The organism is Microbacterium trichothecenolyticum (genome assembly GCF_030818955.1).
Taxonomy (GTDB): Bacteria; Actinomycetota; Actinomycetes; order Actinomycetales; family Microbacteriaceae; genus Microbacterium; species Microbacterium trichothecenolyticum_B.
The window spans coordinates 3294626-3319377 of sequence record NZ_JAUTBF010000001.1 but is presented as its reverse complement, the minus strand read 5'-3'; the positions used below and the strand labels follow the sequence as shown (position 1 = coordinate 3319377).

At 71.5% G+C, this 24752-nt stretch carries 23 protein-coding genes; 6 read left to right on the top strand and 17 right to left on the bottom strand.

All coding sequences use genetic code 11. The features are described 5' to 3' along the window. Nucleotides 1-43: 43 nt before the first annotated feature. Both QE412_RS15665 and QE412_RS15660 read right to left on the bottom strand, forming a co-directional pair. Nucleotides 44-706 carry a class I SAM-dependent methyltransferase gene (locus tag QE412_RS15665; RefSeq protein ID WP_373426582.1) on the bottom strand — a complete coding sequence of 221 codons (663 nt, stop codon included), beginning with the start codon at nt 704-706 and terminating at the stop codon, nt 44-46. Between the two features lie 53 nt (nt 707-759). After that, nucleotides 760-1335: a DUF402 domain-containing protein gene (locus tag QE412_RS15660; RefSeq protein WP_307485968.1), complete on the bottom strand. Its 576-nt coding sequence runs from the start codon at nt 1333-1335 to the stop codon at nt 760-762. Nucleotides 1336-1469: 134 nt separating this feature from the next. On the opposite strand from QE412_RS15660, the gene QE412_RS15655 reads away from it, so the two are divergent. Then, nucleotides 1470-2684: an isochorismate synthase gene (locus tag QE412_RS15655; RefSeq protein ID WP_307487260.1), complete on the top strand. Its 1215-nt coding sequence runs from the start codon at nt 1470-1472 to the stop codon at nt 2682-2684. A gap of 4 nt (nt 2685-2688) precedes the next feature. Here the strand turns inward: QE412_RS15655 and QE412_RS15650 are convergent, their stop codons facing one another. Genes QE412_RS15650 through QE412_RS15640 form a run of 3 tightly spaced genes read right to left on the bottom strand, consistent with a single transcriptional unit; the run spans nt 2689 to nt 5821 of the window. Continuing rightward, entirely contained in the window at nt 2689-3546 is an 858-nt protein-coding gene (locus tag QE412_RS15650) for a polyphosphate kinase 2 family protein (protein ID WP_307485963.1), read from the bottom strand. 55 nt (nt 3547-3601) lie between these two features. Continuing rightward, on the bottom strand, nt 3602-5347 hold the full coding sequence (menD, locus tag QE412_RS15645) for a 2-succinyl-5-enolpyruvyl-6-hydroxy-3-cyclohexene-1-carboxylic-acid synthase (protein ID WP_373426581.1): 1746 nt from the start codon (nt 5345-5347) through the stop codon (nt 3602-3604). Nucleotides 5348-5407: 60 nt separating this feature from the next. Next, the gene (locus QE412_RS15640) at nt 5408-5821 is read right to left on the bottom strand and encodes a PLD nuclease N-terminal domain-containing protein (RefSeq protein WP_307485958.1); all 414 of its coding nucleotides are present in this window, start codon (nt 5819-5821) and stop codon (nt 5408-5410) included. A 75-nt stretch (nt 5822-5896) separates the two neighbouring features. Here QE412_RS15640 and QE412_RS15635 point away from each other — a divergent pair, with 75 nt between their 5' ends. Continuing rightward, complete coding sequence (locus QE412_RS15635; RefSeq protein WP_307485955.1) at nt 5897-6214, top strand: DUF4229 domain-containing protein; 318 nt, start codon at nt 5897-5899, stop codon at nt 6212-6214. 59 nt (nt 6215-6273) lie between these two features. Here the strand turns inward: QE412_RS15635 and QE412_RS15630 are convergent, their stop codons facing one another. From QE412_RS15630 to QE412_RS15615, 4 genes are all read right to left on the bottom strand, one after another. After that, nucleotides 6274-7245 carry a 1,4-dihydroxy-2-naphthoate polyprenyltransferase gene (locus QE412_RS15630; protein WP_307485952.1) on the bottom strand — a complete coding sequence of 324 codons (972 nt, stop codon included), beginning with the start codon at nt 7243-7245 and terminating at the stop codon, nt 6274-6276. Nucleotides 7246-7297: 52 nt separating this feature from the next. Then, nucleotides 7298-8452 carry an AMP-binding protein gene (locus tag QE412_RS15625; protein WP_307485947.1) on the bottom strand — a complete coding sequence of 385 codons (1155 nt, stop codon included), beginning with the start codon at nt 8450-8452 and terminating at the stop codon, nt 7298-7300. A gap of 19 nt (nt 8453-8471) precedes the next feature. Continuing rightward, on the bottom strand, nt 8472-9374 hold the full coding sequence (locus QE412_RS15620) for a 1,4-dihydroxy-2-naphthoyl-CoA synthase (protein ID WP_307485945.1): 903 nt from the start codon (nt 9372-9374) through the stop codon (nt 8472-8474). Nucleotides 9375-9509: 135 nt separating this feature from the next. After that, the gene (locus QE412_RS15615) at nt 9510-10307 is read right to left on the bottom strand and encodes an LLM class F420-dependent oxidoreductase (protein WP_307485942.1); all 798 of its coding nucleotides are present in this window, start codon (nt 10305-10307) and stop codon (nt 9510-9512) included. A gap of 47 nt (nt 10308-10354) precedes the next feature. Here QE412_RS15615 and QE412_RS15610 point away from each other — a divergent pair, with 47 nt between their 5' ends. Further along, the gene (locus QE412_RS15610; protein WP_307485938.1) at nt 10355-11356 is read left to right on the top strand and encodes an o-succinylbenzoate synthase; all 1002 of its coding nucleotides are present in this window, start codon (nt 10355-10357) and stop codon (nt 11354-11356) included. Here QE412_RS15610 and QE412_RS15605 read toward each other — a convergent pair. Next, nucleotides 11343-11969, bottom strand: coding sequence for a TetR/AcrR family transcriptional regulator (locus QE412_RS15605; protein ID WP_307485935.1), 627 nt, complete (start codon nt 11967-11969; stop codon nt 11343-11345). The two genes, QE412_RS15610 and QE412_RS15605, sit on opposite strands and share 14 nt — an antisense overlap. A gap of 117 nt (nt 11970-12086) precedes the next feature. Here QE412_RS15605 and QE412_RS15600 point away from each other — a divergent pair, with 117 nt between their 5' ends. The 3 genes from QE412_RS15600 (at nt 12087) to QE412_RS15590 (ending at nt 18476) form a co-directional block, all read left to right on the top strand. Further along, entirely contained in the window at nt 12087-14996 is a 2910-nt protein-coding gene (locus QE412_RS15600; RefSeq protein ID WP_307485931.1) for an MMPL family transporter, read from the top strand. Further along, nucleotides 14993-17422: a YhgE/Pip domain-containing protein gene (locus QE412_RS15595; RefSeq protein WP_307485928.1), complete on the top strand. Its 2430-nt coding sequence runs from the start codon at nt 14993-14995 to the stop codon at nt 17420-17422. The genes QE412_RS15600 and QE412_RS15595 overlap by 4 nt, the downstream gene beginning before the upstream one ends. 178 nt (nt 17423-17600) lie before the next feature. Beyond that, a complete protein-coding gene (locus QE412_RS15590; protein ID WP_307485926.1) occupies nt 17601-18476 on the top strand; it encodes an endonuclease domain-containing protein in 876 nt (291 codons plus the stop codon). Nucleotides 18477-18682: 206 nt separating this feature from the next. On the opposite strand, the gene ccsB is transcribed toward QE412_RS15590, so the two are convergent. The 7 genes from ccsB to QE412_RS15555 all read right to left on the bottom strand — a co-directional run bounded on the left by ccsB (nt 18683) and on the right by QE412_RS15555 (nt 24745). Next, nucleotides 18683-19690 (bottom strand): c-type cytochrome biogenesis protein CcsB, encoded by a 1008-nt coding sequence (gene ccsB / locus QE412_RS15585; RefSeq protein WP_307485924.1) that lies wholly within the window; start codon nt 19688-19690, stop codon nt 18683-18685. 4 nt (nt 19691-19694) lie between these two features. Then, on the bottom strand, nt 19695-21389 hold the full coding sequence (gene resB / locus QE412_RS15580) for a cytochrome c biogenesis protein ResB (RefSeq protein WP_307487258.1): 1695 nt from the start codon (nt 21387-21389) through the stop codon (nt 19695-19697). A gap of 103 nt (nt 21390-21492) precedes the next feature. Next, nucleotides 21493-22242, bottom strand: a complete 750-nt coding sequence (locus tag QE412_RS15575; protein WP_307485920.1) for a cytochrome c biogenesis CcdA family protein — start codon at nt 22240-22242, stop codon at nt 21493-21495. Further along, on the bottom strand, nt 22239-22844 hold the full coding sequence (locus QE412_RS15570) for a TlpA family protein disulfide reductase (RefSeq protein ID WP_307485917.1): 606 nt from the start codon (nt 22842-22844) through the stop codon (nt 22239-22241). The genes QE412_RS15575 and QE412_RS15570 overlap by 4 nt, the downstream gene beginning before the upstream one ends. Continuing rightward, the gene (locus QE412_RS15565) at nt 22844-23488 is read right to left on the bottom strand and encodes a histidine phosphatase family protein (RefSeq protein WP_307485914.1); all 645 of its coding nucleotides are present in this window, start codon (nt 23486-23488) and stop codon (nt 22844-22846) included. The genes QE412_RS15570 and QE412_RS15565 overlap by 1 nt, the downstream gene beginning before the upstream one ends. 76 nt (nt 23489-23564) lie before the next feature. Beyond that, complete coding sequence (locus tag QE412_RS15560; RefSeq protein WP_307485911.1) at nt 23565-24257, bottom strand: DedA family protein; 693 nt, start codon at nt 24255-24257, stop codon at nt 23565-23567. 98 nt (nt 24258-24355) lie between these two features. Next, complete coding sequence (locus tag QE412_RS15555; RefSeq protein WP_307485908.1) at nt 24356-24745, bottom strand: DUF6264 family protein; 390 nt, start codon at nt 24743-24745, stop codon at nt 24356-24358. Nucleotides 24746-24752 lie beyond the last annotated feature (7 nt).

Sequence of the window (24752 nt, the reverse complement as noted above, 5' to 3'; positions counted from 1 at the left end):
GCGGCCCGCGGCTACCGCGGGTATCTCGACGGTTGACAGGGCTCTACGAAGCCGGACGGATGCCGCGGTGCAGAGCCACGATGCCGGACGTGAGGTTGCGATAGGCGACGTCGTCCCACCCCGAGTCGCGCATCCAGCGCGCGAGCGTCGCTTGGTCGGGCCAGTCGCGGATCGACTCGTTGAGGTAGTCGTAGGCCTCGGCGTTGGAGCTGACGGCCTTCGCCACGAGGGGGAGGACGCGGCCGTTGTAGAAGCGGTAGAGGCTGTTGAAGGCCCGGGACTGCGGGTGCGAGAACTCGCACACCACGATGCGCCCCCCGGGGCGGGTGACCCGGCGCAGTTCGCGCAGCGCGCGACGCGGGTCGTTGACGTTGCGCAGGCCGAACGACATCGTCACCGCGTCGAACTCGCCGTCGGCGAAGGGGAGGTCGGTGGCATCCGCCTGCACGAACTCGAGATTCGGCACGTCGGCATGGCGGCGGCGTCCCTCGGCGATCATTCCCCGCGAGAAATCGGCGGCGACCACGTGCGCGCCGCTGGGGACGAACGCCATCGACGAGGTGCCGGTGCCGGCGGCCAGGTCGAGGATCCGCTCCCCGCGCTTGGGGGCGACGGCCCGCAGCGTGGCGGCGCGCCAAAGACGGTCGTTGCCGAGGCTCAACACGGTGTTCGTGCGGTCGTAGGCCGCGGCGACCTGGTCGAACATGCCGCTGACGCGCTGCGGGTCTTTACCGAGATCGGCGCGGTTGGGGTCGCTGCTCACCCGTCGAGTCTAGGCCGCACGCCCGACTGTTCGTCGGGGGTTGCCAGCGCCGCGAGGCGTGCGAGCCACGGGCCGGTCACGGCATCCGAGAAGGGCGCCTCGCCCGCTCGTACCCGCCGCTCGAGGTCGAGCGCGGTCGCCTCCAGATGCGCCACGACCTCCGACGGATAGCCGTACCGCACGCGGTGCTCGTCCCACTCGTCGCGATCGTCGATCCAGATGCCGCGGTCGTCGGTGCGACGCACGACGTCGAGATCCATGTCGATTCCACGCGGCACGCCGTCGGTGTGCCACCGGATGTCCCACGCCAGATCGATGTACACCGCGACGGGGTGCGGATCGGCATTGTGCGTGAAGGCCCAGTCTCCGCTGGCCGGCACGAGCGTGACGTTCGGCTGGCGGCACACGAACGAGGCGCCCGGGCGCTCGCTGCGCCACCCCACCTGCTGGCCGAACCACTCCCCCCACTCGTCGGATCCGAGATACACGCTGTCTTGCACCCAGTGCGGCGAGCCGTCCCATTTGCGCCACTCGAACAGCAGGCGGGTGCCGGGGGCGGGACGGTTGCTCATGATTCGGATTCTAGGTCGCCATCCGGTGGCCGTCGCCGCCCCGCGCGGTGGGCGGGTCTACGCTGAAAGACGTGCTCGAACCCGCGGATGACGCCGTGCCGCGCCTGCGCGTGGTCACACGGGAACTCCCTCCCATGGACGATGTCCTGGCCTACACCACGCCGTACGACCCGCTCTTCTGGTGTCGGCGAGGCGAGTCGCTCGCGGCCTTCGGCGACCTGCTGACGCTGCGTTACGTGGGCGCACAGCCCGGCGACGCCTCGATCGCCGAGCGCTGGCGCGCGATCGCGGCCGCCGCCGAGATCGACGACCCGGTGCAGTTGCCGGGGACGGGCCTGGTCGCTTTCGGGTCGTTCGTGTTCGACCCGCAGTCCGAACGAGACAACGTGCTGCGCGTACCCGGCATGATCGTCGGACGCCACAGCGGCCGCGCGTGGGTGACCCGGCTCGCCTTCGACGACACCCCCGACGAGCACGAGCCCGAGCTTCCCCCGCGCTCCCCGTTCGGCCCGCACTGGTCGGCCACGCTCGGCCCCGGTCGGCAGAGCGCCGAGGGCTATCAGGATGCCGTCCGCCAGGCCGTCGAAGCCATCGGCGCCCGCGAGGTCGGCAAGGTCGTGCTCGCCCGCGACATCGTCGGCACCGTTCCGGCCGGCTCCGACCTACGGCGCCTGGTGCGATCGCTGCTCGAGGGCTACCCCGACTGCTGGGTCTTCGCCGTCGACGGCCTCATCGGCGCGAGCCCCGAGACCCTCGTGACCGTGTCGAAGCGGACCGTGACCGCGCGCGTGCTGGCCGGCACGACCGCGCGCGGCGGCGACGCCGACAGTGACGTGGCTGCCGCGGTCGCCCTCACGCGCAGCACGAAAGACCAGGAGGAGCATCGCTTCGCGGTGCGTAGCGTACTGACGGCGCTCGAACCGCACACCTCGTCGCTCGCCGCGGCCGATCAGCCGTTCACGCTGAAGCTGCCGAACGTCTGGCACCTCGCCACCGACGTCGAGGGCGTGCTGAGCGAGAACGCGTCGTCGCTCGACCTGCTGTCGGTGCTGCATCCCACCGCCGCCGTCGCCGGAACGCCCACGGCCGCCGCGATGGACGTCATCCGCCGCCTCGAGCCGTTCGACCGGGGTCGCTACGCCGGAGCCGTGGGCTGGACGGACGCTTCGGGCGACGGCGAGTGGGCCATCGCACTGCGCTGCGCGCAGATCGGCCGCGCGGCCCCGTCGTCGCCGACGGCTCCCATCACCGCCTACGCCGGAGCGGGAATCGTCGCCGACAGCGTCCCGGAGTCGGAGCTGCTCGAGACACGGGTGAAGTTCCGCCCGATCGTCGAAGCGCTCGCCTGATCGCTCACGAGCTCGCGAGCCGCGCCTTCTCGACCTCGACGTCGTAGTCGGCCGCGGGCCAGTGCGGGTCGATGTCTTCGAGGGCGTCGACCAGCAGCTGCTGAACGGCCAGGCGCGCGTACCACTTGCGGTCCGCGGGGATGACGTGCCACGGAGCCACGGGTGTCGACGTACGGTCGATAGCCACCTGGTAGGCCCGCATGTACTCGTCCCACAGCGCCCGCTCGTCGACGTCGGAGGGGTTGTACTTCCAGTGCTTGTCGGGCCGCTCGAGTCGCTCGGCCAGGCGTTCGCGCTGCTCGTCCTTCGAGATGTGCAGCATGACCTTGACCACCCGGATGCCGAGATCCGCGGCCTCCGCCTCGAAGTTCACGATCGCCCCGTAGCGCCGCTCGATCTCCTCGGCCGGAGCAAGCTCGCGCACGCGTCCGATCAGCACGTCCTCGTAATGCGAACGGTCGAAGACGCCGAGCCGTCCGGCATCGGGGAGACGCTTCTCGATGCGCCAGAGGAAGTCGTGCTCGAGTTCCTCGGCCGTGGGCTTCTTGAACGACGCCAGCTCGACGCCCTGCGGGTCGACCGAGCCGACCACGTGCCGCACGATGCCTCCCTTGCCGGCGGTGTCCATCGCCTGCAGCACGAGCAGCACCGAGCCGGTCGCGGTGCCCGCGACGCTCTGCGCGAAGAGGCGCTCCTGCAGGCCTTCGAGGGGTGCGCGCCCGGCTTCCAGGTCGGCCGTGCCGGTGGTCTTGTCGCCGTCGTATCCGGGGGTGGATCGCGTGTCGATGTCGACGAGGGAGAACCCCGGTTCGACGCGCAGCGCCTCGGCGGCGGGCGTCGACCATCTGCTGTTCGTGCTCATGCGCCCATGGTGTCGCGGCGTTGGCCCGGCCCGCCAGTGCTTGACGCGACGGGGCTCACCGCGGCAGCGGCACCTCGATGAGGTGACGGCCGCCGGTGGGGGCGGTCAGCACCTGGTCGAGGGCGACGCGCGTCGTGCAGCGGTGGTACTCCCAGCCGAAGGCGAGGGCGAGCTGCTCGAGGCGCGCCGTGTGCGGGGTGTACTGCACGCGCGACATCGCATCGGCCCCGGCCACGGCGGCCACCTCGAGGCCGTCGAAGATGGTCCCCCCGCCGTCGTTGCCCACGATCACCTGCATGCGCGGTTCGCTCTCCCCCGGGGAGAGCAGCAGCGCGCCGATGTCATGCAGGAACGCGAGGTCGCCCAGCAGCACGCGGGTCACGCCCGGACGCTCGTCGTCTTGGCTGGCGAGGGCGACGCCGGTCGCCGTGGCGATCGTGCCGTCGATGCCGGCGAGCCCGCGGTTGGAGTGCACCGCGACCTTCTTGCCACCCAACACCTCGTCGGCCACGCGCACCAGGCGCGAGGAGCCGAACATCAGCCGGTCGTGCGGCCAGGTCGCGCGCCAGAGGGCATCGGCGAGCGCGGCGCGGTCGAGCGGGGCGCGTATCACCTGGACCTCGGCGTTGATCGCGCCCAGGCGCTCGTGGGGAACGGCCGACGCCAAGCCGTCGGCATCCGGCGCGGGCGGAGAAAGGTCGACGGCCGCGGCGCGCGAAGCGCGCATCCACTCCCCCAGCCAGACGCGATCGGTCGGACCGGGACCGACGCGTACCGAGTCGACGGCGACGGCGGCGCCGTTGAGGTTGACGGGCTCGCCCGGCCCACGCACGGCGACCACCTCGACGTCGTCGCGCGACAGCAGGCGGGTGACCTCGCGACTGAGCGTCGGTCGGCCGAACACGACGACGCGCTCGACGCGGCCCCCCAGCTCGGGGTCGTCCAGAAGAGGGCGGTAGCCGTGCACGATCTGACGCCCGAAACGGGCACCGCTGACGATCTCGGCCACGAGCGGGAACCCGCCCTCGTGTGCGAACTGCTCGGCCGCGGGTCCGGCATCCGCGCCCGCGACGACGATGGTCGCCGGGCCCGGCTCGACGACGTGCACGCCCTCGAGCTCGGGCGGGAGGTCGGACTCACCGATACCGCCGCCGCCCTGGTAGAGGGCTCCCGAGGCTGCCTCGGCGTCATCGGCACGGGCGACCTCGGCCCGGTCGGCGGCGGAGGCAGGCGCGGATGCCGCCCGCTCGGTGAGCCAGGTGGGCACGGCCCCGGCGAGGGGCTCGCGCAGCGGCACGTTGAGATGGACCGGACCGGCGGCGCGCGCACCCTCGCCCCGTGCGGCGGCCAGGGCCGAGGCGGCGAGCGCGTCGGCGACCGCGGTCTGCTGGGCGGAGCCGTCGTCGTCGGTCTGGTCGGGGACCGTGAGGTCGGCTTCGAACCGCACGGCGGAGCGGAACAGCCCCGGCTGACGGGTGGTCTGATTCGCCCCGACGCCGCGCAGCTCGGGCGGGCGATCCGCGGTCAACAGCACGAGCGGAACCCCCGCGTGATGCGCTTCGAGCGTGGCGGGCAGCAGGTTCGCGACAGCGGTACCCGAGGTGCAGACGACGAGGGCCGGCATCCCGCTCTCGCGCCCGATGCCCAGGGCGGTGAACCCCGCGACACGCTCGTCGATGCGCACGTGCAGGCGGATGAGTCCTGCGGCCTCGAGTTCGGCGGCGACGAGGGCGAGCGCCTGGGAGCGCGAGCCGGGACTGACGACCACGTGTCGCACTCCGCGCGCGACGAAACCCGCCATCAGGGCCGCGGCGGCATCGGTCGAGGGCGCGGCGCAACGGCCGGTCACCGGGATCACGGCTCAGCCGACGACGCCGCGGCCGCGCGGGTCGTCGTCGCCCGTGCCCGGGGTGTCGTCGGGCCCGGTGGAGGGCTTCGGCGGGGTCGGATCGTCGGCCTCGGAATCGAGTTGCGCGAGTTCTTCCTCGAGGCGGCGGATCCGCTCGTCCTGATCCGCGCGAGCACTCACCGACATACGGCCGAGGAACTCGGGATCGTCGTCGGGCGCGCGCCGCAGGACGGGCTGACCGGCACGCCCACGCCCGATGACGAACCACAGGATGCCGCCCAGCACGGGCAGCAGGATCACGATGGCCATCCACGCACCCTTGCTGACGCCGCGGTGTCGCGACGACGGCTGCACGGCGCAGTCCACGATCGTGTAGACCCAGAAGACGGTCGCCACGAGCGCCAGGATGAGAAGCAGCCGTGCCATGACCCGATTCTACGTGCGCCGGCTGGACGGAGGCCGGGCGCCGGCGCTTTCGGGAGCCGCCGTAGAATGGGAAGCATGCGTGCTCGCTCGGCCCTCGTTTACACCGTGCTGCGACTGCTCGCATTCCTCGTGCCGCTGGCCGTGCTGTTGTTCTTCCCGGTGTTCCAGGAGGTGCCGTGGCTCGCGGCCATCTTCGCGGCGCTGATCGGCTTGAGCCTGTCGCTGCTGTTCCTGCGACGCCCGCTCGACGACGTCACCGGCGGGCTCGCCGCACGCCGCGCGGAGCGCACCGCCACCGGTCGTCGCAGCGGTGCCGAGACCGACGCCGACGCCGAAGACGCGGTCGTCGACGCGACCCGCCGCGACGAGACGCCCGGCGCCGACGCGCGCTGAGCCCGGTCGGCTCAGACGCCGGCGCCCGCTGTCTGCCACGCCGCGGACGCCCGCGCCCGTCAGGCCGCGAACGCCCAGAACAACAGGGCCCCGTAGGCGACCGAGGTGAAGCTCGTGACCTGCAGCGCCGTGATGAGCTCGCGCGGGGTGCGGTACGTCCACACGATGAGGATGGCCGACAGCCCGCCCAGCAACGCGATGAGCGTGAGCCACGCCACCGGGTAGACGAGCGCGAGGAAGACGGCGATCGCGAACGGCACGAGCACGAAGAGCGTGAACAGCACCTGCGTGGCGCGCCGACCGATCAGCACCGACAGGGTGCGCTTGCCGGCCCGGCGGTCCTGATCGATGTCGCGCAGGTTGTTGGCCAGCAGCACGGCGCACGCGAGCAGTCCCGCAGCGACCGCGCCGAACCACGCCTCCTGGGGCAGCGACTGCACCTGCACCCACGTGGTGCCGAGAGTGGCGACGAGGCCGAAGAAGACGAAGACGAACAGCTCGCCCATCGCGTTGTAGCCGTAGGGGCGCTTGCCGCCCGTGTAGAACCACGCGGCGATGATGCAGAGGGCGCCCACGCCGATGAGCCACCACTGCTGCGTACGGATCACCAGCCCGAGTCCGATCACCGCGGCGAGCGCGAAGAACACCAGCGCGACGATGAGCACCGTGCGCGGCTTCGCCTTCTTCCCGCCCGTGAGGCGGCCGGGCCCGACGCGCACGTCGTCGGTGCCGCGGACGCCGTCGCTGTAGTCGTTCGCGTAGTTCACCCCGATCTGCAGGGCGAACGCGACGGCGAGGCACGCGAGTGCGATCACCCCATGGAGCCGGTCGTCGACGAGGGTGGCCGCGCCGGTGCCGATGAGCACCGGGGTGATCGCCAGCGGCAGCGTGCGGATGCGCGCCGCCGCGATCCAGTCGCGCGCCGTGGCCGGGGCGACCGCCTGCCGCGTTGCCCCCTTCGCCTTCTGCGGGTTGCCCCGAGGACGGTGTTTCTTGGCCGAGTGCGAACGTTTACGAGACTGTGCTGCCACGGAGGCTCATCCTAAGCCCGCGGCCCACGCCACCCGCGCCGCGGGGAGGGTGTCAGAGGCGGGGGTCCGCCGCGAGAAGGGCCCGCAGCGCCGCGCGATCGGGCTTGCCCGACGACAACAGCGGAACCTCGTCGACGGCCACGACGCGCGCCGGGCGTGCGGGCGCGCCGACCGCCGCACCCACCGCCGCGCGCACGCGCTCCAGCACCCCGGGCTCGTCGGCGACGGCGATACCGGGCGCGACCACCGCGGAGCCCTGCCCCCAGACGGCATCCGGGATGGGAACGACCACCGCGGACTCCAGGCCCGCGACGGAGCGCACCGCCGCCTCGACCCGATCGAGCGAGACGTTCACTCCGCCCGAGACGATGACGTTGTCGAGACGTCCGGTCACGCTCAGCACCCCCGCGACGACCTCTCCCCCGTCACCGGTGCGATACCACCGCGTGCCGTCGTCGTCGGCGGGGAAGACGGATGCCGTGCGCGCGGGGTCGCCGAGATAACCGTCGGCGAGCACCGGACCCGACAGACGCACTTCGCCATCGACGACGGCGACCCGCACGCCGTCGAGAGGAACGCCGTCGTACACGCAGCCCCCGCTGGTCTCGGTGGAGCCGTAGGTGCGCACGATCCGCGCGCCGACGGCCTCTGCGCGTTCGCGCACCGCCGGGGCCAGCGCCTGGCCGCCGATGAGGATCGCCTCGAACGACCGCAGGGCCTGCGCGACCGTGGCGTCGGTGTCGGCGGCATCCAACAGCCGCTGCAGCTGCGCCGGCACGAGCGAGGTGTAGGTCGGCACGCGCGTGCCGTTCTCGTGCGATGCCATGCCCAGGGCGGCCGCGGCGAACGGCTCGGCACGGAACGGCCCCGCCACCACCGCGGGTTCGCGATCGGCCAGCAGGGCCCGCACGAGCACCTGCACGCCGGCCACGTATGTCGGCGGCAGGGCGAGCAACCAGGCCCCCTCGCCGAGACGGGCGGCGGTCGCGTACGCGCTGCTGATGAGGGCGTTCCGACTGATCGCGACCGACTTCGGCACCCCGGTCGAGCCCGACGTCGTGACGACCACGGCCGTTCCCGCGGGCACATCGTCGGGCAGCCCCGACGCTTCGCCCAACGCCACCGCCGGTCCCGCTCCCAGCACGCCGGCGCGCAGCGACCGCAGCACGTCGCGCGGATCGGCGGATGCCGGAGCCTCGAGCTTCACGAGCGCCTGCGGGGGCGACTCAGTAGTGCCACGGCACGTCGGACCAGTCGGGGTCGCGCTTCTCGAGGAACGAGTCGCGTCCTTCGGCGGCCTCGTCGGTACCGTACGCCAGGCGCGTCGCCTCGCCCGCGAACACCTGCTGACCGACGAGTCCGTCGTCGACCGCGTTGAAGGCGAACTTCAGCATGCGGATCGCGGTGGGCGACTTGCCGAGGATCGTACGGGCCATCGCGATCGCCTCGCGCTCGAGCTCGGCGTGCGCCACGACGCGGTTCACGGCCCCCAGCTCGTAGGCGCGCTGAGCCGAGTACTCCTCGGCGAGGAAGAAGATCTCGCGGGCGAACTTCTGTCCGATCTGCCGCGCGAAGTACGCCGAGCCGTAACCGGCGTCGAACGAGCCGACATCGGCATCGGTCTGCTTGAACCGCCCGTGCTCGGCGCTGGCGATGGAGAGATCGCAGACGACGTTCAACGAGTGCCCGCCGCCCGCAGCCCAACCGGGCACGACGGCGATGACGACCTTCGGCATGAAGCGGATGAGCCGCTGCACCTCGAGGATGTGCAAGCGCCCGGCGCGGCCGGGATCGTGCACGACGTGCTCCTCGTGCGAGTACTTGTACCCGTCTCGTCCGCGGATGCGCTGGTCGCCGCCGGAGCAGAACGCCCACCCGCCGTCCTTGGGGCTGGGACCGTTGCCGGTGAGCAGCACGACGCCGATGCGGTGATCCTGACGCGCGATGTCGAGCGCGACGTACAACTCGTCGACGGTGTGCGGCCGGAAGGCGTTGCGCACCTCGGGACGGTCGAAGGCGATCCGCGCGATCCGGCCGTCGTGGCTGACGTGCGCGGTGATGTCGGTGTATCGCTCGGCCCCGGGTGCGAGCGTCCACTCGGCGGGATCGAACAGATCGGAGACGGTCATGAGAACCTCCCTGGGCACATCGGGGATACGACGTGCGCACGTTCCAGCGTACGGTGGGTGCAATTCATGCCGTACATCTCCGCCCTCGAGCGAGCGGACGACGTGAGGAGTCCTGCGCCATCACGGCGTACGGTGTCAGGCGTTCTTGGCGTCGCGCCAGGCCAGCCACCGCTCGATGATCGAGTAGTCCCAGTCGGGCCCCGAGAAGCCGAGAGTGAACAGGCGCGTACCCGCGGCGAACAACGCGTCGGCATCGGACTCGTCCCGGTCTTTCAGCTCGTTCGACACGACGAGGCCCGACAGGTCGCGCCCTTCGGTCTCGGCCCATTTCTCGATGACGCCGAGCTTGTGCGGCAGTTCGTCGGGCGTGACGAAGCTGTGCCAGACGTCGGCGTGACGCGCGACGATGCGCAACGTCTTCTGCTCGCCCTTGCCACCGATCATCACGGGGATCTTGCGGGTGGGCGCGGGATTGAGCTTTCCCCACCGCTCGACGATGCGGTCGAGGTCGGAGGCCAGGGCGTTCAGACGCGAGCCGGCGGTGCCGAACTCGTAGCCGTACTCGTCGTAATCGCGCTGGAACCAGCCCGAACCCGTTCCGAAGATGAAGCGACCCGTGTCACCGCCCTTCTTGCTGATGTGGTCGATCGTGCGGGCCATGTCGGCCTGCAGGTCGGCGTTCCGGTAGCTGTTGCAGTTGACCAGGGCACCGAACTCGACGCGCTCGGTCTGTTCGGCCCACGCCGACAGCATGGTCCACGACTCGAAGTGCTCGCCGTCGGGGTCGCCGTAGAGCGGGAAGAAGTGGTCCCAGTTGAAGAGGATGTCGACGCCCATCTCTTCCAGGCGGAAGACGGCGTCGCGGATGTCGGAGTACTGCACGTGCTGCGGCTGGATCTGGACGCCGAGACGCACCGGGGTGTCGAAGAGCATGCCGTCAGCCTATTCCCGGCCGCCGACACCGAGGCCAGGATGGGGGGATGAGCACCGTGCCCCTCCCCCCGCTCGCCGACGTCCTCGCGACGGCGCAGGTCGTCGCTCTGCCGCTGGCGACGCGCTTTCGCGGCGTCGAGACGCGCGAGGCCGTGGTGTTCGAGGGCCCGCGAGGGTGGACGGAGTTCTCGCCCTTCGTCGAGTACCCCGACGCCGAGGCATCGGTCTGGCTCGCGGGCGCCCTCGACTTCGGCTGGCGCGACGCACCAGCGGCGGTGCGCGACGCGATCCCCGTCAATGCCACGATGCCCGCCGTCGCGGCATCCGAGGTGCGGCGGATCCTGGCGCGGTACGACGGATGCCGAACGGTCAAGGTCAAGGTCGCCGAGGCGGGGCAGGTGCTCGCCGACGACGTCGCGCGGGTGCGTGCCGTGCGCGAGGAGATGGGGCCCGAGGGGCGGGTGCGCGTCGACGCCAACGGGGCATGGAACGTCGACGAGGCCGAGCGGGCGATTCACGCGCTGGCGGAGTTCGACCTCGAATACGTCGAACAGCCGTGCGCCGAGGTCGACGAACTCGCGCAGCTACGTGAGCGCATCGCGTATCTCGACATTCCCGTCGCCGCCGATGAGAGCGTCCGCAAGGCCGCCGACCCCCTGCGGGTCGCCCGCGCGGGCGCCGCCGACCTGCTCGTGGTCAAAGCCGCACCGCTCGGGGGTGTGCACGCCGCCCGCCGGATCGTGGCGGAAGCGGGGCTGCCGGCCGTCGTCTCCAGCGCCCTGGACACCTCGATCGGACTCGCGATGGGAGCGGCCCTCGCGGCCGCCCTGCCGAAGCTCGATCACGACTGCGGGCTGGCCACCGCCGCTCTCTTCACCGCCGACGTGGTGGCATCCCCCCTCGTCCCCCGCGGGGGCGTTCTGCCCCTCGAACGGCCCCGTCCCACCGGCACCGATCTCGACCGGGTCGCGGCCAGCGCGGAGCGGCGCGACTGGTGGCTCGCGCGACTGCGCCGGTGCTACACGCTGCTCGAGCTCACTCGAGGATGAGCCCGACGACCTGCGACAGCCGCTCGGCCAGGTACCTCCGCGCGCGGGTCTGATCCAGACGCGTCATGAGCGCGGTCTCCGACGCCGACCCCCACACCGACAGCAGCAGGTCGGTCGCTGCCTCGGCGGGGATGCGCAGGGTCAGGCCGCGGGCCGCGGCGATGTCGCTGACCAGGTGCGTGACGCTCTGGCCGAGCCCCTGCCCGAGGGCGAGGTAGGCCGCGGCGAAGTCGGGGTTGCGCAGCGCCTGCAGGCGCGTCTCGGCGCCGAGCAGGACGTCGAGACGGTCCTCTCCGGTGACCTCGAGCACTTCTTGCACGAGCTGCATCACGTCGCTCGCGGCGTCGAGACCGCGGTCCTCGATCGAGGTCACGCGCTCACGCACGGCCGCGATCGTCGTCTCGGCCGATCGTGCGCAGAGCGCGAGGAACAGCTCCTCCTTCGAGGCGAAGTTGGAGTAGAAGGCGCCGCGCGTGAAACCTGCGCGCTCGCAGACGGCCTCGACGGACGCCGCTTCGATGCCGACCTCCGCGAACATCTCGGCTGCGGCGTCCATCAATCGCGTGCGCGTGTTCTCGCGCCGCCGCGACGGTGCGGGGGCGGTGTCGGTCATCCGCGTCCTCCTGTTCACGGGGGAGATCCAGGTTCAATCGCCCCCTTCACGACTACGATACATTGATGTATCCGATACGGTGATGTATCGACTCGTTCACCGATCGGGGGAGCCGCCGTGTCGACATTCCTGTACACCCTGGGGCGCTGGTCGTTCCGCCACCCGTGGCGCGTCCTGAGCGCCTGGCTGCTCATCCTCGTGCTGGCCGGCGGCGGCGTCGCCCTGCTCGCCAAGGGCACCGACAACACCTTCACGATCCCGGGGACCGAGTCGCAGGCCGGCCTCGAGATGCTCGAGCGCACGTTCCCGCAGGTGAGCGGAGCCAGCGCCGAGATCATCGTCGTCGCCGCAGACGGGGCGAGCGTGCGCGATCAGGCCTATCAGGACGCCGTCGAGACGGCGACCGACGACATCTCGAAGCTCGACTTCGTCGCGGCCGTCACCGACCCCTACGACACCCGCATCGCGGGCGGCATCGCCGATGACGACCGCGCCGCCATCGTCCGCATCCAGTTCTCGGGCGAAGCGACCGAGGTGCCGACGGCCACCGAAGAGGGCCTGCGCGAAGCCGCGAGCACGCTGGGCGCGGCGCTGCCGAGCGGCTCGCAGGCGGTGCTGGGCGGTCAGCTGTTCGCCACCGAGATCCCCGGCGCCTCGCTCACCGAGGCCCTCGGCGTGCTCATCGCCGCCCTCGTGCTGATGGTGACGTTCCGTTCGTTCCTGGTGGCCGGGATGCCGCTGGCGACAGCCATCCTCGGCGTCGCTCTCTCGATCGGCCTCATCTTCATCGCCACCGGCTTCGCCACGGTGTCATCGACCACTCCCCTGCTCGCGGTGATGCTCGGCCTGGCGGTCGGCATCGACTACGCGCTCTTCATCGTGTCACGACATCAGGATCAGACCCGCGCGGGGATGGACCCCGAGGAGTCCACGGCCCGCGCCGTCGGCACCGCGGGCTCGGCCGTCGTCTTCGCCGGCATCACGGTGCTCATCGCCCTCATCGGCCTGGGGTTCGCCGGCATCCCGTTTCTCACCACGATGGGCATCGCCGCCTCGGTCGCCGTGGCCATCGCGGTGTGCGTGGGGCTGACGTTGACCCCGGCGTTCCTCGGCTTCGCGGGCGACCGCGTGGTCGGCTGGGGCTTCACGCGCACGAAGAAGCCGTCGCGCCGCCGTCGCGGGACCTCCGCCGCCGAAGACGCGGCGGCGGTCGCCGACGCCGCCGCCGAGCGCGAGCGCAGGGCCTCGGCCGCCCCCGCCCGCACCGAGCGCAACGGACCCGCCGGACGCTGGGTGGGCCTGGTCACGCGGCATCCGGTGGTCACCACCGTCGCCGTCATCGGCCTGCTCGGGGTCACGGCGATCCCCGCCGCGTCGCTCGCCCTCACCCTGCCCAACGCGGGGCAGCTGCCCGAGGGCGACGAGGCGCGGACCGCGTACGAGCTCACCGACCAGTACTTCGGACCGGGCGCCAACGGTCCGCTCATCATGACCGGCACGATCGTCACTTCGAACGACCCGCTCACGCTCATGACGGACATCGGCGACGAGATCGCGAAGATCCCCGGCGTCGCCGAGGTGGCGCTGGCGACCCCGAACGAGACCGCCGACACGGGCATCGTGCAGATCGTTCCCGAGACGGCGCCCGACGACCCGCGCACGGCCGACCTCGTCCGCGAGCTCCGCGCGCAGGAGGACCGCCTGTTCGAGCAGTTCGGCGTGCGCCTGCTCGTCACCGGCTACACCGCCGTCACCATCGACATCTCCGATCAGCTGGGCGCCGCGCTCCTTCCCTTCGGCCTCTTCGTCGTGGGTCTGTCGCTGGTGCTGCTGATGATCGTGTTCCGCTCGATCTGGGTGCCGCTCACCGCCGCCGGCGGCTACCTGCTGTCGGTTGCCGCATCGTTCGGTGTCGTGGCCGCGGTGTTCGAGTGGGGCTGGTTCGCCGACGCCCTGCACGTGGCCAAGGTCGGCCCCATCATCAGCTTCATGCCGATCGTCGTGATGGGCGTGCTGTTCGGCCTCGCCATGGACTATCAGGTGTTCCTCGTCTCGCGCATGCGCGAGGACTACGTGCACGCCGACCGCGAGGGCCGCACGCCCCGCGAGGTGGCGCTGGGCGCGGTTCGCAGCGGATTCGTGGGCTCGGCCCGCGTCGTCGTCGCCGCCGCCGTCATCATGTTCGCGGTGTTCGTGGCCTTCGTCCCCGAGGGCGACTCCAGCCTCAAGCCCATCGCGCTGGGCCTCGCCGTCGGCGTCGCCGTCGACGCGTTCCTCGTGCGCATGACGCTCGTTCCCGCGGTCCTCGCCCTCCTGGGCGCCAAGGCCTGGTGGATGCCACGCTGGCTCGACCGCCTGCTGCCCAAGCTCGACGTCGAGGGTGAGGCCGTCGAACGGGAGGTACGCCTGGCCGACTGGCCCAGCGAGCCCGCGATCGCGATCGCCGCCGACGACCTGCGCACGGTCGGATCCTCGGATGCCGACGAGCCGGTGTTCCGCGACGTCTCGCTGCGCCTCGGCTACGGCGGCACCCTGCTCGTCACCGGCGAGAGCCGCGCCACCCGCGCGCTGCTCCTGGCGCTGTCGGGCCGCCTCGCCGGCATCGACGGGCGCCTGCGCGTCGACGGTCTGCTCGTGCCCGAGCGGGCGGGTGCGGTGCGCTCCCGTGTCGGGGTCGCCCTGCTCGACGATCCCGACGATGCCGCGCGCGCGGTGTGCGAAGCCGTCGCGGGCGGATCGCGCATCGTCGTCGCGTGCGATGTGGACCGTCTCGACGACGATGCGCGCGACGAGGTCGCCCACGTGCTGCGTCGCGCCGCCGACGCCGTGCGCGAGCGATCGGGCGATGCGGCCTCGCCCTTCACGCTCATCGTGTCGGCCCGCGACGAACGCCGTGCTCTCGCCCTGCTGGCCGAGGCCCATCGCCCCGACGTGACATCCCTTTCCCTCCCGACGCGGCGCCGCCACCGCGCATCGGAACCCGACCAGCCCGAGACCTTCGCCGATCTCTCCGAGGTGTTCGCATGACTCTCCCCGTCGAGCGCTCCCGCTCGCGCCGTCCCATCACCTGGCTGACGCTGCTCGGCGTGCTGCTGCTGCCCGCCGTCATCGGCGGCATCCTGGTGGCGGCGCTGTACAACCCGACAGAGCGGCTCGACAACATCACCGCCGCGATCGTCAACGACGACAAGGCCGTCGAGCTCGACGGTCAGCTCGTCCCCCTCGGCCGCCAGCTCACCGGCGGTCTCGTCAAGGGCGCCGACGACCAGCCGAGCAACATCGACTGGATCATCTCGAACGACGAAGACGCCGCGGCGGGCCTCGCCGACGGCACCTACACCGCGGTCGTGACGATCCCCGAGAACTTCACGACCGCGTCGCTGTCGACCCGCCCGGGCGAGACGCCCGAGAAGGCGACCATCGGCGTCGTGACGGCCCCCGACGCCCGCGTCGTCGACGGCGCGATCACCGCACAACTGGCATCCACCGCCTCGAGCGTGTTCGGCAGCGAGCTGTCATCGCAGTACCTGCAGAACGTCTTCCTGGGCTTCACCTCGCTCAGCGACCAGCTCGGTACCGCCGCGAGCGGCGCCCACCAGCTCGCCGACGGCGCGGGGCAGGCCGCGACGGGAGCGAGCGGGCTGCGCGACGGTTTGGGCCAGCTCTCGAGCGGCGCGGGTGCGCTCTCGAGCGGCGTAGGACAGCTCGCGACGGGTGCGGACCAACTCTCGGGAGGCGTGGGGCAACTCGCCACCGGCGCAGACCAGCTCGCCGGCGGCGTGGGTGGCCTCGCAACGGGCGCGGACCAGCTCTCGGGAGGCGTGGGACGACTCGCCACCGGCGCAGACCAGCTCGCCGACGGGGTGGGTCGACTCTCGGGAGGGGCCGCCGGCATCGCCGACGGCGCCACGCAGCTCGCCGATGGCGCCACCGAGCTCGCGAAGGGCACCCGAGATGCCGCAGCCGGCGTGGGCACGCTCGCGAGCGGCGCCGACGACATCGCTTCGGGCAATCGCCAGCTCGCCGATCAGGTCGGCCAGATCGCCGATGCCATCCCTCCGGGGTTCGAGCAGACGGCGAACGACGTGGCCGCCGCCGCCCCACGGGTCAGCGACGCTCTCGGCACGGCCGCGGCAGACCTGCAACGCCTCGCCGATTCCTGCGACACCACCGCGAATCCGCAACTGTGCGCGCAGCTGCGTGCAGCGTCCGACCGCGCCAACGCCGAGCTCCCGGCAGCGCAGCAGACCGTCGCTGACATCGGGCGCGTCGCAGGGCAGGCGGCGCAGCTGCCCGCCGGTGTGCGTGCGATCGCAGACGCCAACGCGAAACTGGCCGACGGCGCCGCGGGCTTGGCGAGCGGCGCCCGCGATGCGGAATCCGGCCTGAACACCATCGCGGGAGGCGTCGACGGCTTGGCCACGGGCGCGACCCGCATCGGAGACGGGGCGCGGCAACTGGGAACGGGTGCTGACACCCTGAGCTCCGGCGCATCGCAGCTGGCCGGCGGACTCGCGCAGACGCGCGACGGCGCCGCGCAGCTGGCGACCGGAGCACAGACCGCCGCCGGCGGAGCATCGCAGCTGGCGACCGGAGCACAGACCGCTGCCGGCGGAGCGTCGGAGTTGGCCGCCGGAGCACAGACCGCTGCGGGAGGAGCGTCGCAGCTGGCATCCGGGGCCTCCGACGCCGAGACCGGCGCCGGCCAGCTCGCCGACGGCGTCGGGCAGGTGGCATCCGGCACGTCGTCTCTCGCGGACGGCCTCGACAGCGCCGTCAAGGCCCTGCCGACCTACACCGACGCCCAGGCTGCCAGCCTCGCCGCCGTCGTCGCCGACCCGGTGTCGACGACCGGAGCGAGCAACTCGCTGTTCGGTCTCGCCGCGGTCCCTCTGCTGGCGATGGCCGTGCTGTGGTTCGGCGGTCTCGCGTCGTTCGTGGCCTTCCAGGCCGTCTCGGCGCGGGCCTTGACCAGCCGTCGTCCGTCGGCGCTGGTCGCGCTGCGCGGTTTCCTGCCGGCGGCCGCCGTCGGCGCCGTGCAGGGCCTGCTGGTCGCCGGGGTCGTTCAGATCGCGTCGAAGTACGACTGGGGCGATTGGGCGCTGTTCGCGCTCATCTGCGTCGCGGCCGGCATCGCGTTCGCGGCGGTGCACCAGGCGCTCGTCGCCGTGTTCGGCGGCGCCGGTCGATGGATCGCCGCGATCGTCGGCGCCCTCGCCCTGGCGGCGACGATCGTCTCGACGGTACCGCCCGCCCTGGCCGCGGCGGCCTCGCTGCTGCCGACCGCGCCGGTGTATTCCGCGATGCTCGGCGCCCTGTCGTCATCGGGCGGCGTGGTCGCGGGCATCGCCGGATTCGTGATCTGGGCCGTGCTGTCGCTCGTGGTCACGACGCTGATCGTGGTGCGCCGCCGCACGACGTCGGCCCGCCCCGCCCGCCTCCCCGTGGCCTGATTGCCGCCCCCTCCCCGTTGACTGTCCAAGACACGCCGTAGGCACCCCGCATCGTGCGGCGTGTCGTGGACACTCAACGGGGGGCTGCGGACGGGGACCGCTCCTCCACAGAGCGTGGCTCCACAGGGCGGGCAGGGGTCTGCGACGGCCGGGTCGTGGCGGGCTGTCTCATATCGTCATGCAGCCCCGCCCGCTCCCCGCTGAGTTCGATCGACCGTTCCATATCCGCGACGCCGACCGCTTCGGCATCCCCCGCCGAAGGTTCTCGGCGACAGACGTGCGCGCTCCCTTTCACGGCGTACGCCACACCGGGGCCGACCCGCTCGAGACCGTCGCCGACCGATGCCGTGCATACCTCCCGAGGATGAACGGCGGTCAGTTCTTCAGCCATGCCACCTCGGCGGCACTGTGGGGGATGCCGATTCCCCCCACGCCCGGCACCGCGCTCCACATCAGCGCGGTACCGCCCGCCCGTGAGCCCCGCACACGCGATGTCATCGGTCACCGACTCGCCCTCTGCGGCGACGAGATCACCCTGCTGGGCGACCTTCCCGTTGCGTCGCGCGTCGCAACCTGGGCGCAGCTCGGCGAGTCACTCGGCGTCGAGGATCTCGTGGCGGCCGGCGACTGGATCCTCTCGCACGGAGGTTCCCGCGCAGAGCTCGACTCCGTCGCCCTCACCGCACGCCGTCGCGGTGCGATCGCTCTCCGCGAGGCAGCGGCGCTCGTGCGACCCGGATCGGAGTCACCACGCGAGAGCATTGTCCGCAGCATCCTGGTTCGAGCAGGCCTTCCCGAGCCCGAGCTCAACTGGACGCTCCGCACGCACACCGGCACGTTCGTCGCGCGACTCGACATGGCGTATCCGCAGCACCGTGTCGCCGTGGAATACGACGGGCGTCAGCACGCGGATCCCGAGCAGTTCCGACGTGACGCCGACCGCTGGCGTGCGATCGCGGAGGAGGGGTGGACGTTGATCCGCGTCGTCGCCCACCACCTCACCGCACCGCAGCACGACATCGTCGGCCCGGTGCGCCGAGCCCTCGCTCGTTGAGTGTCCACGACACGCCGTTGCGGCCCGACGCTTCACGGCGTGTCCTGGACACTCAACAGGAGTGCGCGTCAGGAGTGCGCGTCGCGAAAGCCCCGCCCCGGCCCGCGCCGCAGCGACACGTGAGTGTCCACGACACGCCGTTGGGGCCAGGCCCGGTGCTGCGTGTTTTAGACACTCAACGAACCGGGCAGGCGCGCACGGGCGCCCTACGTCGTCAGGCCGCTGTAAGCGTGCAGGCCCTTGAAGAAGACGTTGACGATCGTGAAGTTGAACAGCACCGCGGCGAAGCCGATGATCGACAGCCACGCCGAACGGGTGCCGCGCCAGCCGCGGGTGGCGCGGGCGTGGATGTATCCGGCGTAGAGCACCCAGATGACGAAGGTCCACACTTCCTTCGTGTCGAAGCCCCAGAACCGGCCCCACGCGTCGTTGGCCCAGATGGAGCCGGCGATGAGGGTGAAGGTCCAGAAGATGAAGCCGACGATCGCGAAGCGGTACGCCAGCGACTCCAGCGCGTCGGCGTTCGGCACGGTGCGCAGGAAGCTGCGCTTCGGTTCGGCATCCGCGGGCGCCTCGGCGAGCTTGCGCTCGCGTCGCGTCTGGATCAGCTGCACCACCGACAGGCCGAACGCCAGGGCGAACAGCGCCGTCGCCAGGCTCGCGACGAACACGTGCACGACGAGCCACACCGACTTCAGCGGGTCGGCCAGCGGCACGACCTCGACGTGGAACGCCAGCGTCGCCCCGCCGAGCAGCAGCACCGCGAGGCCCGTGATGAGCGAGCCGAGGAAGCGCAGGTCGTAGCGGGTGAGCACCGCGAGGTACACCGCGACGATCAGCAGCAGCCCGGTCATGGCGAACTCGTACATGTTCGACCACGGCACGCGCTCGGCCGCCACGCCGCGCAGGACGGTCGCGGCCAGGTGGAACACGAACCCGAGCGCCGTGAGCACGGCGCCGAGACGGGCCCACAGGTAGCGGGGCTTGGCGGTGGTCCCGGATGCCGACGACCCGGCGCCCGACGAGATCACTCCCCCGCCGCCCGCGGTCACGAGCTCGCGGGCGACGACCTCGTCTTTCGCCTTCAGCGCGAGGTCGGACCGACGCGCGAGGTCGATGGCGTAGGCGATGAACGCCAACACGTAGATGGCGACCGCCGTCCACACCAGGAGGAGCGAGATCTCATCGAGGAGAAGCGGATCGGTTCCGGGCATGGTGTCAGTCTACTTTTCCGGTGTCGGGCTGGCTCGGGCGGGGAAGGGTGGCACCGTGCTTCTCAGCGAGCTGGTCGACGGCGGCGGCGAGGGTGGGGTCCTCCCCGCGGGCGAGGCCGGCGTACTCGATCCGCACCCCCTCCGGCCCGGGCGTCGCCTTGACCCACATGCGTCGGCGCGGGACGAACAGCGCCGCCAACAGACCGAGCAGGGCCAGCAAAGCGAACGAGAGCACCCACGGTCCGGCGAGGTCGCGGTGGATCGACAGCGAGGCGAAGCGCTTCACCGAGCCGTCGTAGCCGACAGCCCCCGCGGGCGCCTCGTTCTCGAACGTGATGGTGCCGAGGCCGTTGGGAAGGTCCTCGGTCTCGCCGGGCATGAGCTGGATCGCCGGGTTGCCACTGTCGCCGCCCGCGATCTGCGTCATGCCCGACGGATCGAGCGTGTAGACCGAGCGCGGCGTGCCGTCGTCGATGCCCAGGTCGCCTTCGTAGACGCGCAGCGTCAGCACGGGGTACTCGAGCGCACCGTACGTCGAGGTGAGCGCGCCCGAGGACAGCACGTCCATCGTGGGGTAGAAGAAGCCGAGCAACCCGAGCTGCTGGGGCAGACCGTCGGCGACCTTGATCACGCCGAGCGAGGTCATGTTGGCATCCTGGGGCAGGAAGGCCACGGAGTCGTGGAACACCTCCCGCCCGTCCGCGTCGCGGATGGTCACCGTCGGGGCGTAGCCGTTGCCGAGCAGGTAGACACGGTCGCCCTGCACGTCGAGCGGGTGATTGACGCGCACCTCGCCGTCCTGCGGCTCACCGCCCGGCGATTGGGTGGTCATGTGCGCGACGAAGTCACCCGCCTGGCCCGATCCGGGCTGCCCCGGGGGGACGTAGGTGACGTCGAACCGGTCGAGCGTCATCGCGTAGGGCGTCAGGGTGTCGCCGCTGACGAAGCGACCCGGGTTGAACGACGAGTAGTCGAGCAGGCTGTTGGTGAATGCCTGACCCTCCACCAGGACACGCTGGCCCGTGTAGGTGAATCCGCCGCCCACGCCGACCGCGATGAGCACCCCCACGAGGGCGGCGTGGAAGACGAGGTTGCCCGTCTCGCGCAGATACCCGCGCTCGGCCGAGACCGAGAACGACCCGCGCCCGTCGTAGCGGGCCACGCGGTACCCGCTCTTGCGCAGCTGCGCGGCCGCAGCGTCGATCGCGCCCGAGGCCACGGCATCCGGATCACCGTCGACGGCGAGCACGCGGGTGCGGTGGTCGTCCAGGCGGGACAGGCGCGCGGGGGTGCGCGGCGGCTGCGAGCGCAGGGCCTTCCAGTGGTGCTTGGTGCGCGGCAGCACGCAGCCGATGAGCGAGACGAACAGCAGCAGGTAGATCGCCGAGAACCACGGCGAGGTGTACACGTCGAACAGGCTCAGCTTGTCGAGCACCGGCGCGAGATCGGGGTTGTCGGTGAAGTACTGCGTGACGCCGTTGGGGTCGGCCGTGCGCTGGGGCACCAGCGAGCCCGGCACGGCGGCGATCGCCAGCAGCAGCAGCAGCACGAGGGCCGTGCGCATGCTGGTCAACTGGCGCCAGCCCCAGCGCGCCCAGCCGACGACGCCCAGGCGCGGCTGCGTGATGTCGTCGTCGGATGCCGCCGCGTCGCTCGGCGCCGAATCGGCGTGGTCGGACGGACGCAGCGGATCGTTCACGTTCTTCCCTCGGTCGGACCGGGGGTGCTCGTGCCGGGACGGATCGGGCTGCGAGCGCGCGGTCTCGGCGCTCTTGCGCTCGATGCCGTCGGGCTCGCGATCGTCAGAGCGGGAGTTCGACACCGCCGATCACCCCCTGCAGCGACGACATCCACGCGCCCCAGACGCCCGTGACCATCGCCAGGCCCAGAACCACCAGAAGCACACCGCCGATGACGTTGACGACGCGGATGTGGCGGCGGATGAACGCGACCGAGCGCGTCGCCCAGCCGAAACCGAGCGCAAGGAGCAGGAACGGGATGCCGAGACCCAGCGAGTACGCCAGTCCGAGCAGCGCCGCCCGGCCGGGGTCACCGAGGTTGTACGACACCGAGATGATCGCCGCGAGGGTGGGGCCGATGCAGGGCGTCCAGCCGATGCCGAGGGCGATCCCCAGCAGGGGTGCGCCCACCAGGCCGAGGTTGCCCTTGGCCTGCACCCGTACCGAACGTTGCGCGATACCGAACAGCCCGATGAAGACCAGGCCCATGAGAACGATGACCACGCCGAGCACGCGCGTGATCACGTCGCCGTACCGGACGAAGAACGCTCCCGCCGTGCCGCCGAGGGCGTTGACGGCCATGAACACCACGGTGAACCCGGCGATGAAGAGCAGCGTGCCGCCGAGGAGGCGACCGCGACCGGCTCCGGATGCCGAGCCTCCGCGCGGCGCGACGGCACCGCCGATGTACCCGAGGTAGCCGGGGACCAGCGGCAGCACGCAGGGCGAGAGGAACGAGATGAGGCCGGCGGCCAGGGCGATGGGGAGGGCGACCCACAGCGCCCCGTCGAAGACGAGAGCGCCCGGGTTCACGCGGGCTCCGCGACCAGGGTGCGCACCATCGACTCGAGGATCGAGGCTTCGGGCAGCTCACCGATGACCCGGGCTGCCACGCGGCCCTGCTTGTCGAGCACGAGGGTCGTGGGGGTGGCGTTGATCGTCGTCTTGGCCGCGAACGCGAGCTTGAGCTCGCCGTCGTCGACGGCCATCGCGCTCGAGTACGACACCCCGTGGTCGCGGGCGAACGACAGCGCGGTCGCCGGCTGGTCATAGGTGTTGATGCCGAGGAAGGCCACGTCCTGACCCTGGAACGTCTGATACGCCTGCTCGAGTCGGGGCGCCTCGATGATGCACGGGCCGCACGTGGCGTACCAGAAGTTCACCACCAGCACCTTGCCGGCGTAGTCGGCGCTCGACACGGGCGAGCCGTTGTCGAGGGTGCCCGAGAACGACACCGGGTCGCCGCGGTCGGCCTCGGGGATCTCCTGCCACTGCAGACCGTTGGCAGCGATGTAGCCCTTGTTGTCTCCCGCGCGATACTGCTCGGCCAGGGGGTCGGGCGTACAGGCGCACAGACCCGCGATGAGGACCGTCGCGGCGGCGAGGGCTCCGGCGGAGGTGAGGACTCGGCGCATCACACGGCTCCTACGTCGACGGCTCCGGCTGTCGTCGCCGGCTCGGCATACGCCACCTCGACGAAGCGCGTCGAGCCGTCGGCGCCGTCTCGCCGTTCGAAGCTCGTCACGCTCGACAGCGCGCACCGGCGCTTGCGGGGGTCGTGGCGGGTGGGTTGGTGGGAGAGGGCGAGGTGGGTCACCCAGATCGGCAACTGGTGCGAGACGACGACGACATCGCCCGAGGGCACGCGTTCCCAGGCGTCGGTCATGGCATCCGTCACCCGGGCGACGATGCGCTCGTACGGCTCGCCCCAGCTGGGGATCTCGGGTCGGCTGAGATGCCGCCAGTTCAGCGGGTTCGCGAGCGCCTGCTTCATGCGGCGACCCTCGAAGACGTTGGTCGGCTCGATCACCCGGTCGTCGATGTAGGGCTCGATGCCGAAGAGGCGCACGAACGGCTCGGCCGACTCGCGGGTGCGCTGCAGGGGCGAGACGACGAGTGCCGTCACGGGCCGCTCGAGTGCGTGCACGTACTCCGCGGCCTGCCGCGCCATCCGGCGCCCGTCGACGCTCAGACCGAACCCGGGGAGCCGACCGTACAGCACGCGACGGGGGTTGTGGACCTCTCCGTGGCGCACGAGATGAAGGCGATCGGCAGGCACGACGCCAGTCTACGGGCGGGTTCTGTGGTCTGACTGAGTCCGGATGCCGGTTGCCTCGACGTGGAGATAACCGGGCTCAGGCTTCGGAGCGGCGGGATGCCAGCAGCGAGCGGACGCGCGCGTACAGGAACCACGCGACACCCACCGCGACGCCCGCGATCACCACATACTGCAGGATGTCGGCGTACTGCTCGATGACGTGCCAGTTCTCGCCCAGCAGGTAGCCGGCGAGCACGAAGATCGTGTTCCAGATGAGGCTGCCCGCCCCGGTCAGCAGACCGAAGCGCCACAGCGGCATCTTGGCGACGCCCGCGGGAATGGAGATGAGACTGCGGAAGATCGGGATCATGCGCCCGAAGAACACCGCCTTGCCGCCGTGCCGTTCGAACCACGCCACCGTGCGGTCCACGTCCTCGGGGTGCAGCAGCGGCATCTTGGCCGCGAACGCGCGCAGCCGGGCGGCACCGAGCCAGCGCCCGAGACCGTAGAGCATGAACGCGCCGACGATGGATCCGAGCGTCGTCCAGAGCAGGGCCTCGAACAGCGTGAACGAGCCGCGGCTGGCGGTGAGCCCCGCCATGGGTAGCACGACCTCGCTCGGCAGCGGCGGGAACAGGTTCTCGAGGGCGATCGCGACACCGGCTCCCACCGGGCCGATGACCTCCATCAGCGAGACGGTCCAGTCCGCCAGCGACGTGAGCCACGACTGGCCCTCATCGGAGGCGGCACCCGCGCGCAGCGGGCGGAGGGTGAGGGTGGTGTCGGTCATCGGGTGCCTTCGCGCTCGGTGATCGGCCGCCCGTCCGGACGCCCGTTCCAGGCTAGGCCCCGCTCAGGCCGGGTTCCTGGGGGTTGCCCCGGAGCGGTTCAGGATGCCGAGACCCCGGCGCCGACGAAGGCAGCGGCGACGAACCACACCGCCGCCATGCCCACGAGGGTCGCCAACGGCACCCAGAAAGCCAGGCGGTGCCGGACGAGCCGCACGATCGCGACGACGACACCGAGTACGAAGACCACCCAGGGCGAGATGACCGCGAGCCAGAAGCCGGTGTTCATCAAGCCGGCGTCGCAGACGACGGATCCGCACGCATCGGCCGCGAAGGCCAGCAGCACGCCCGCGTACGAGGCGCCGAGCGCGGCCAACGGGAGCAGCACGAGCAGGACGATCGTGAGCGCGACGTCCCACCCCCGCGTCTTGCGCGCGGCCGGTTCCGGACGCAGCGTCCGGAACGACTCCGGCGGCAGCGAGTAGGTCACGCCCCCA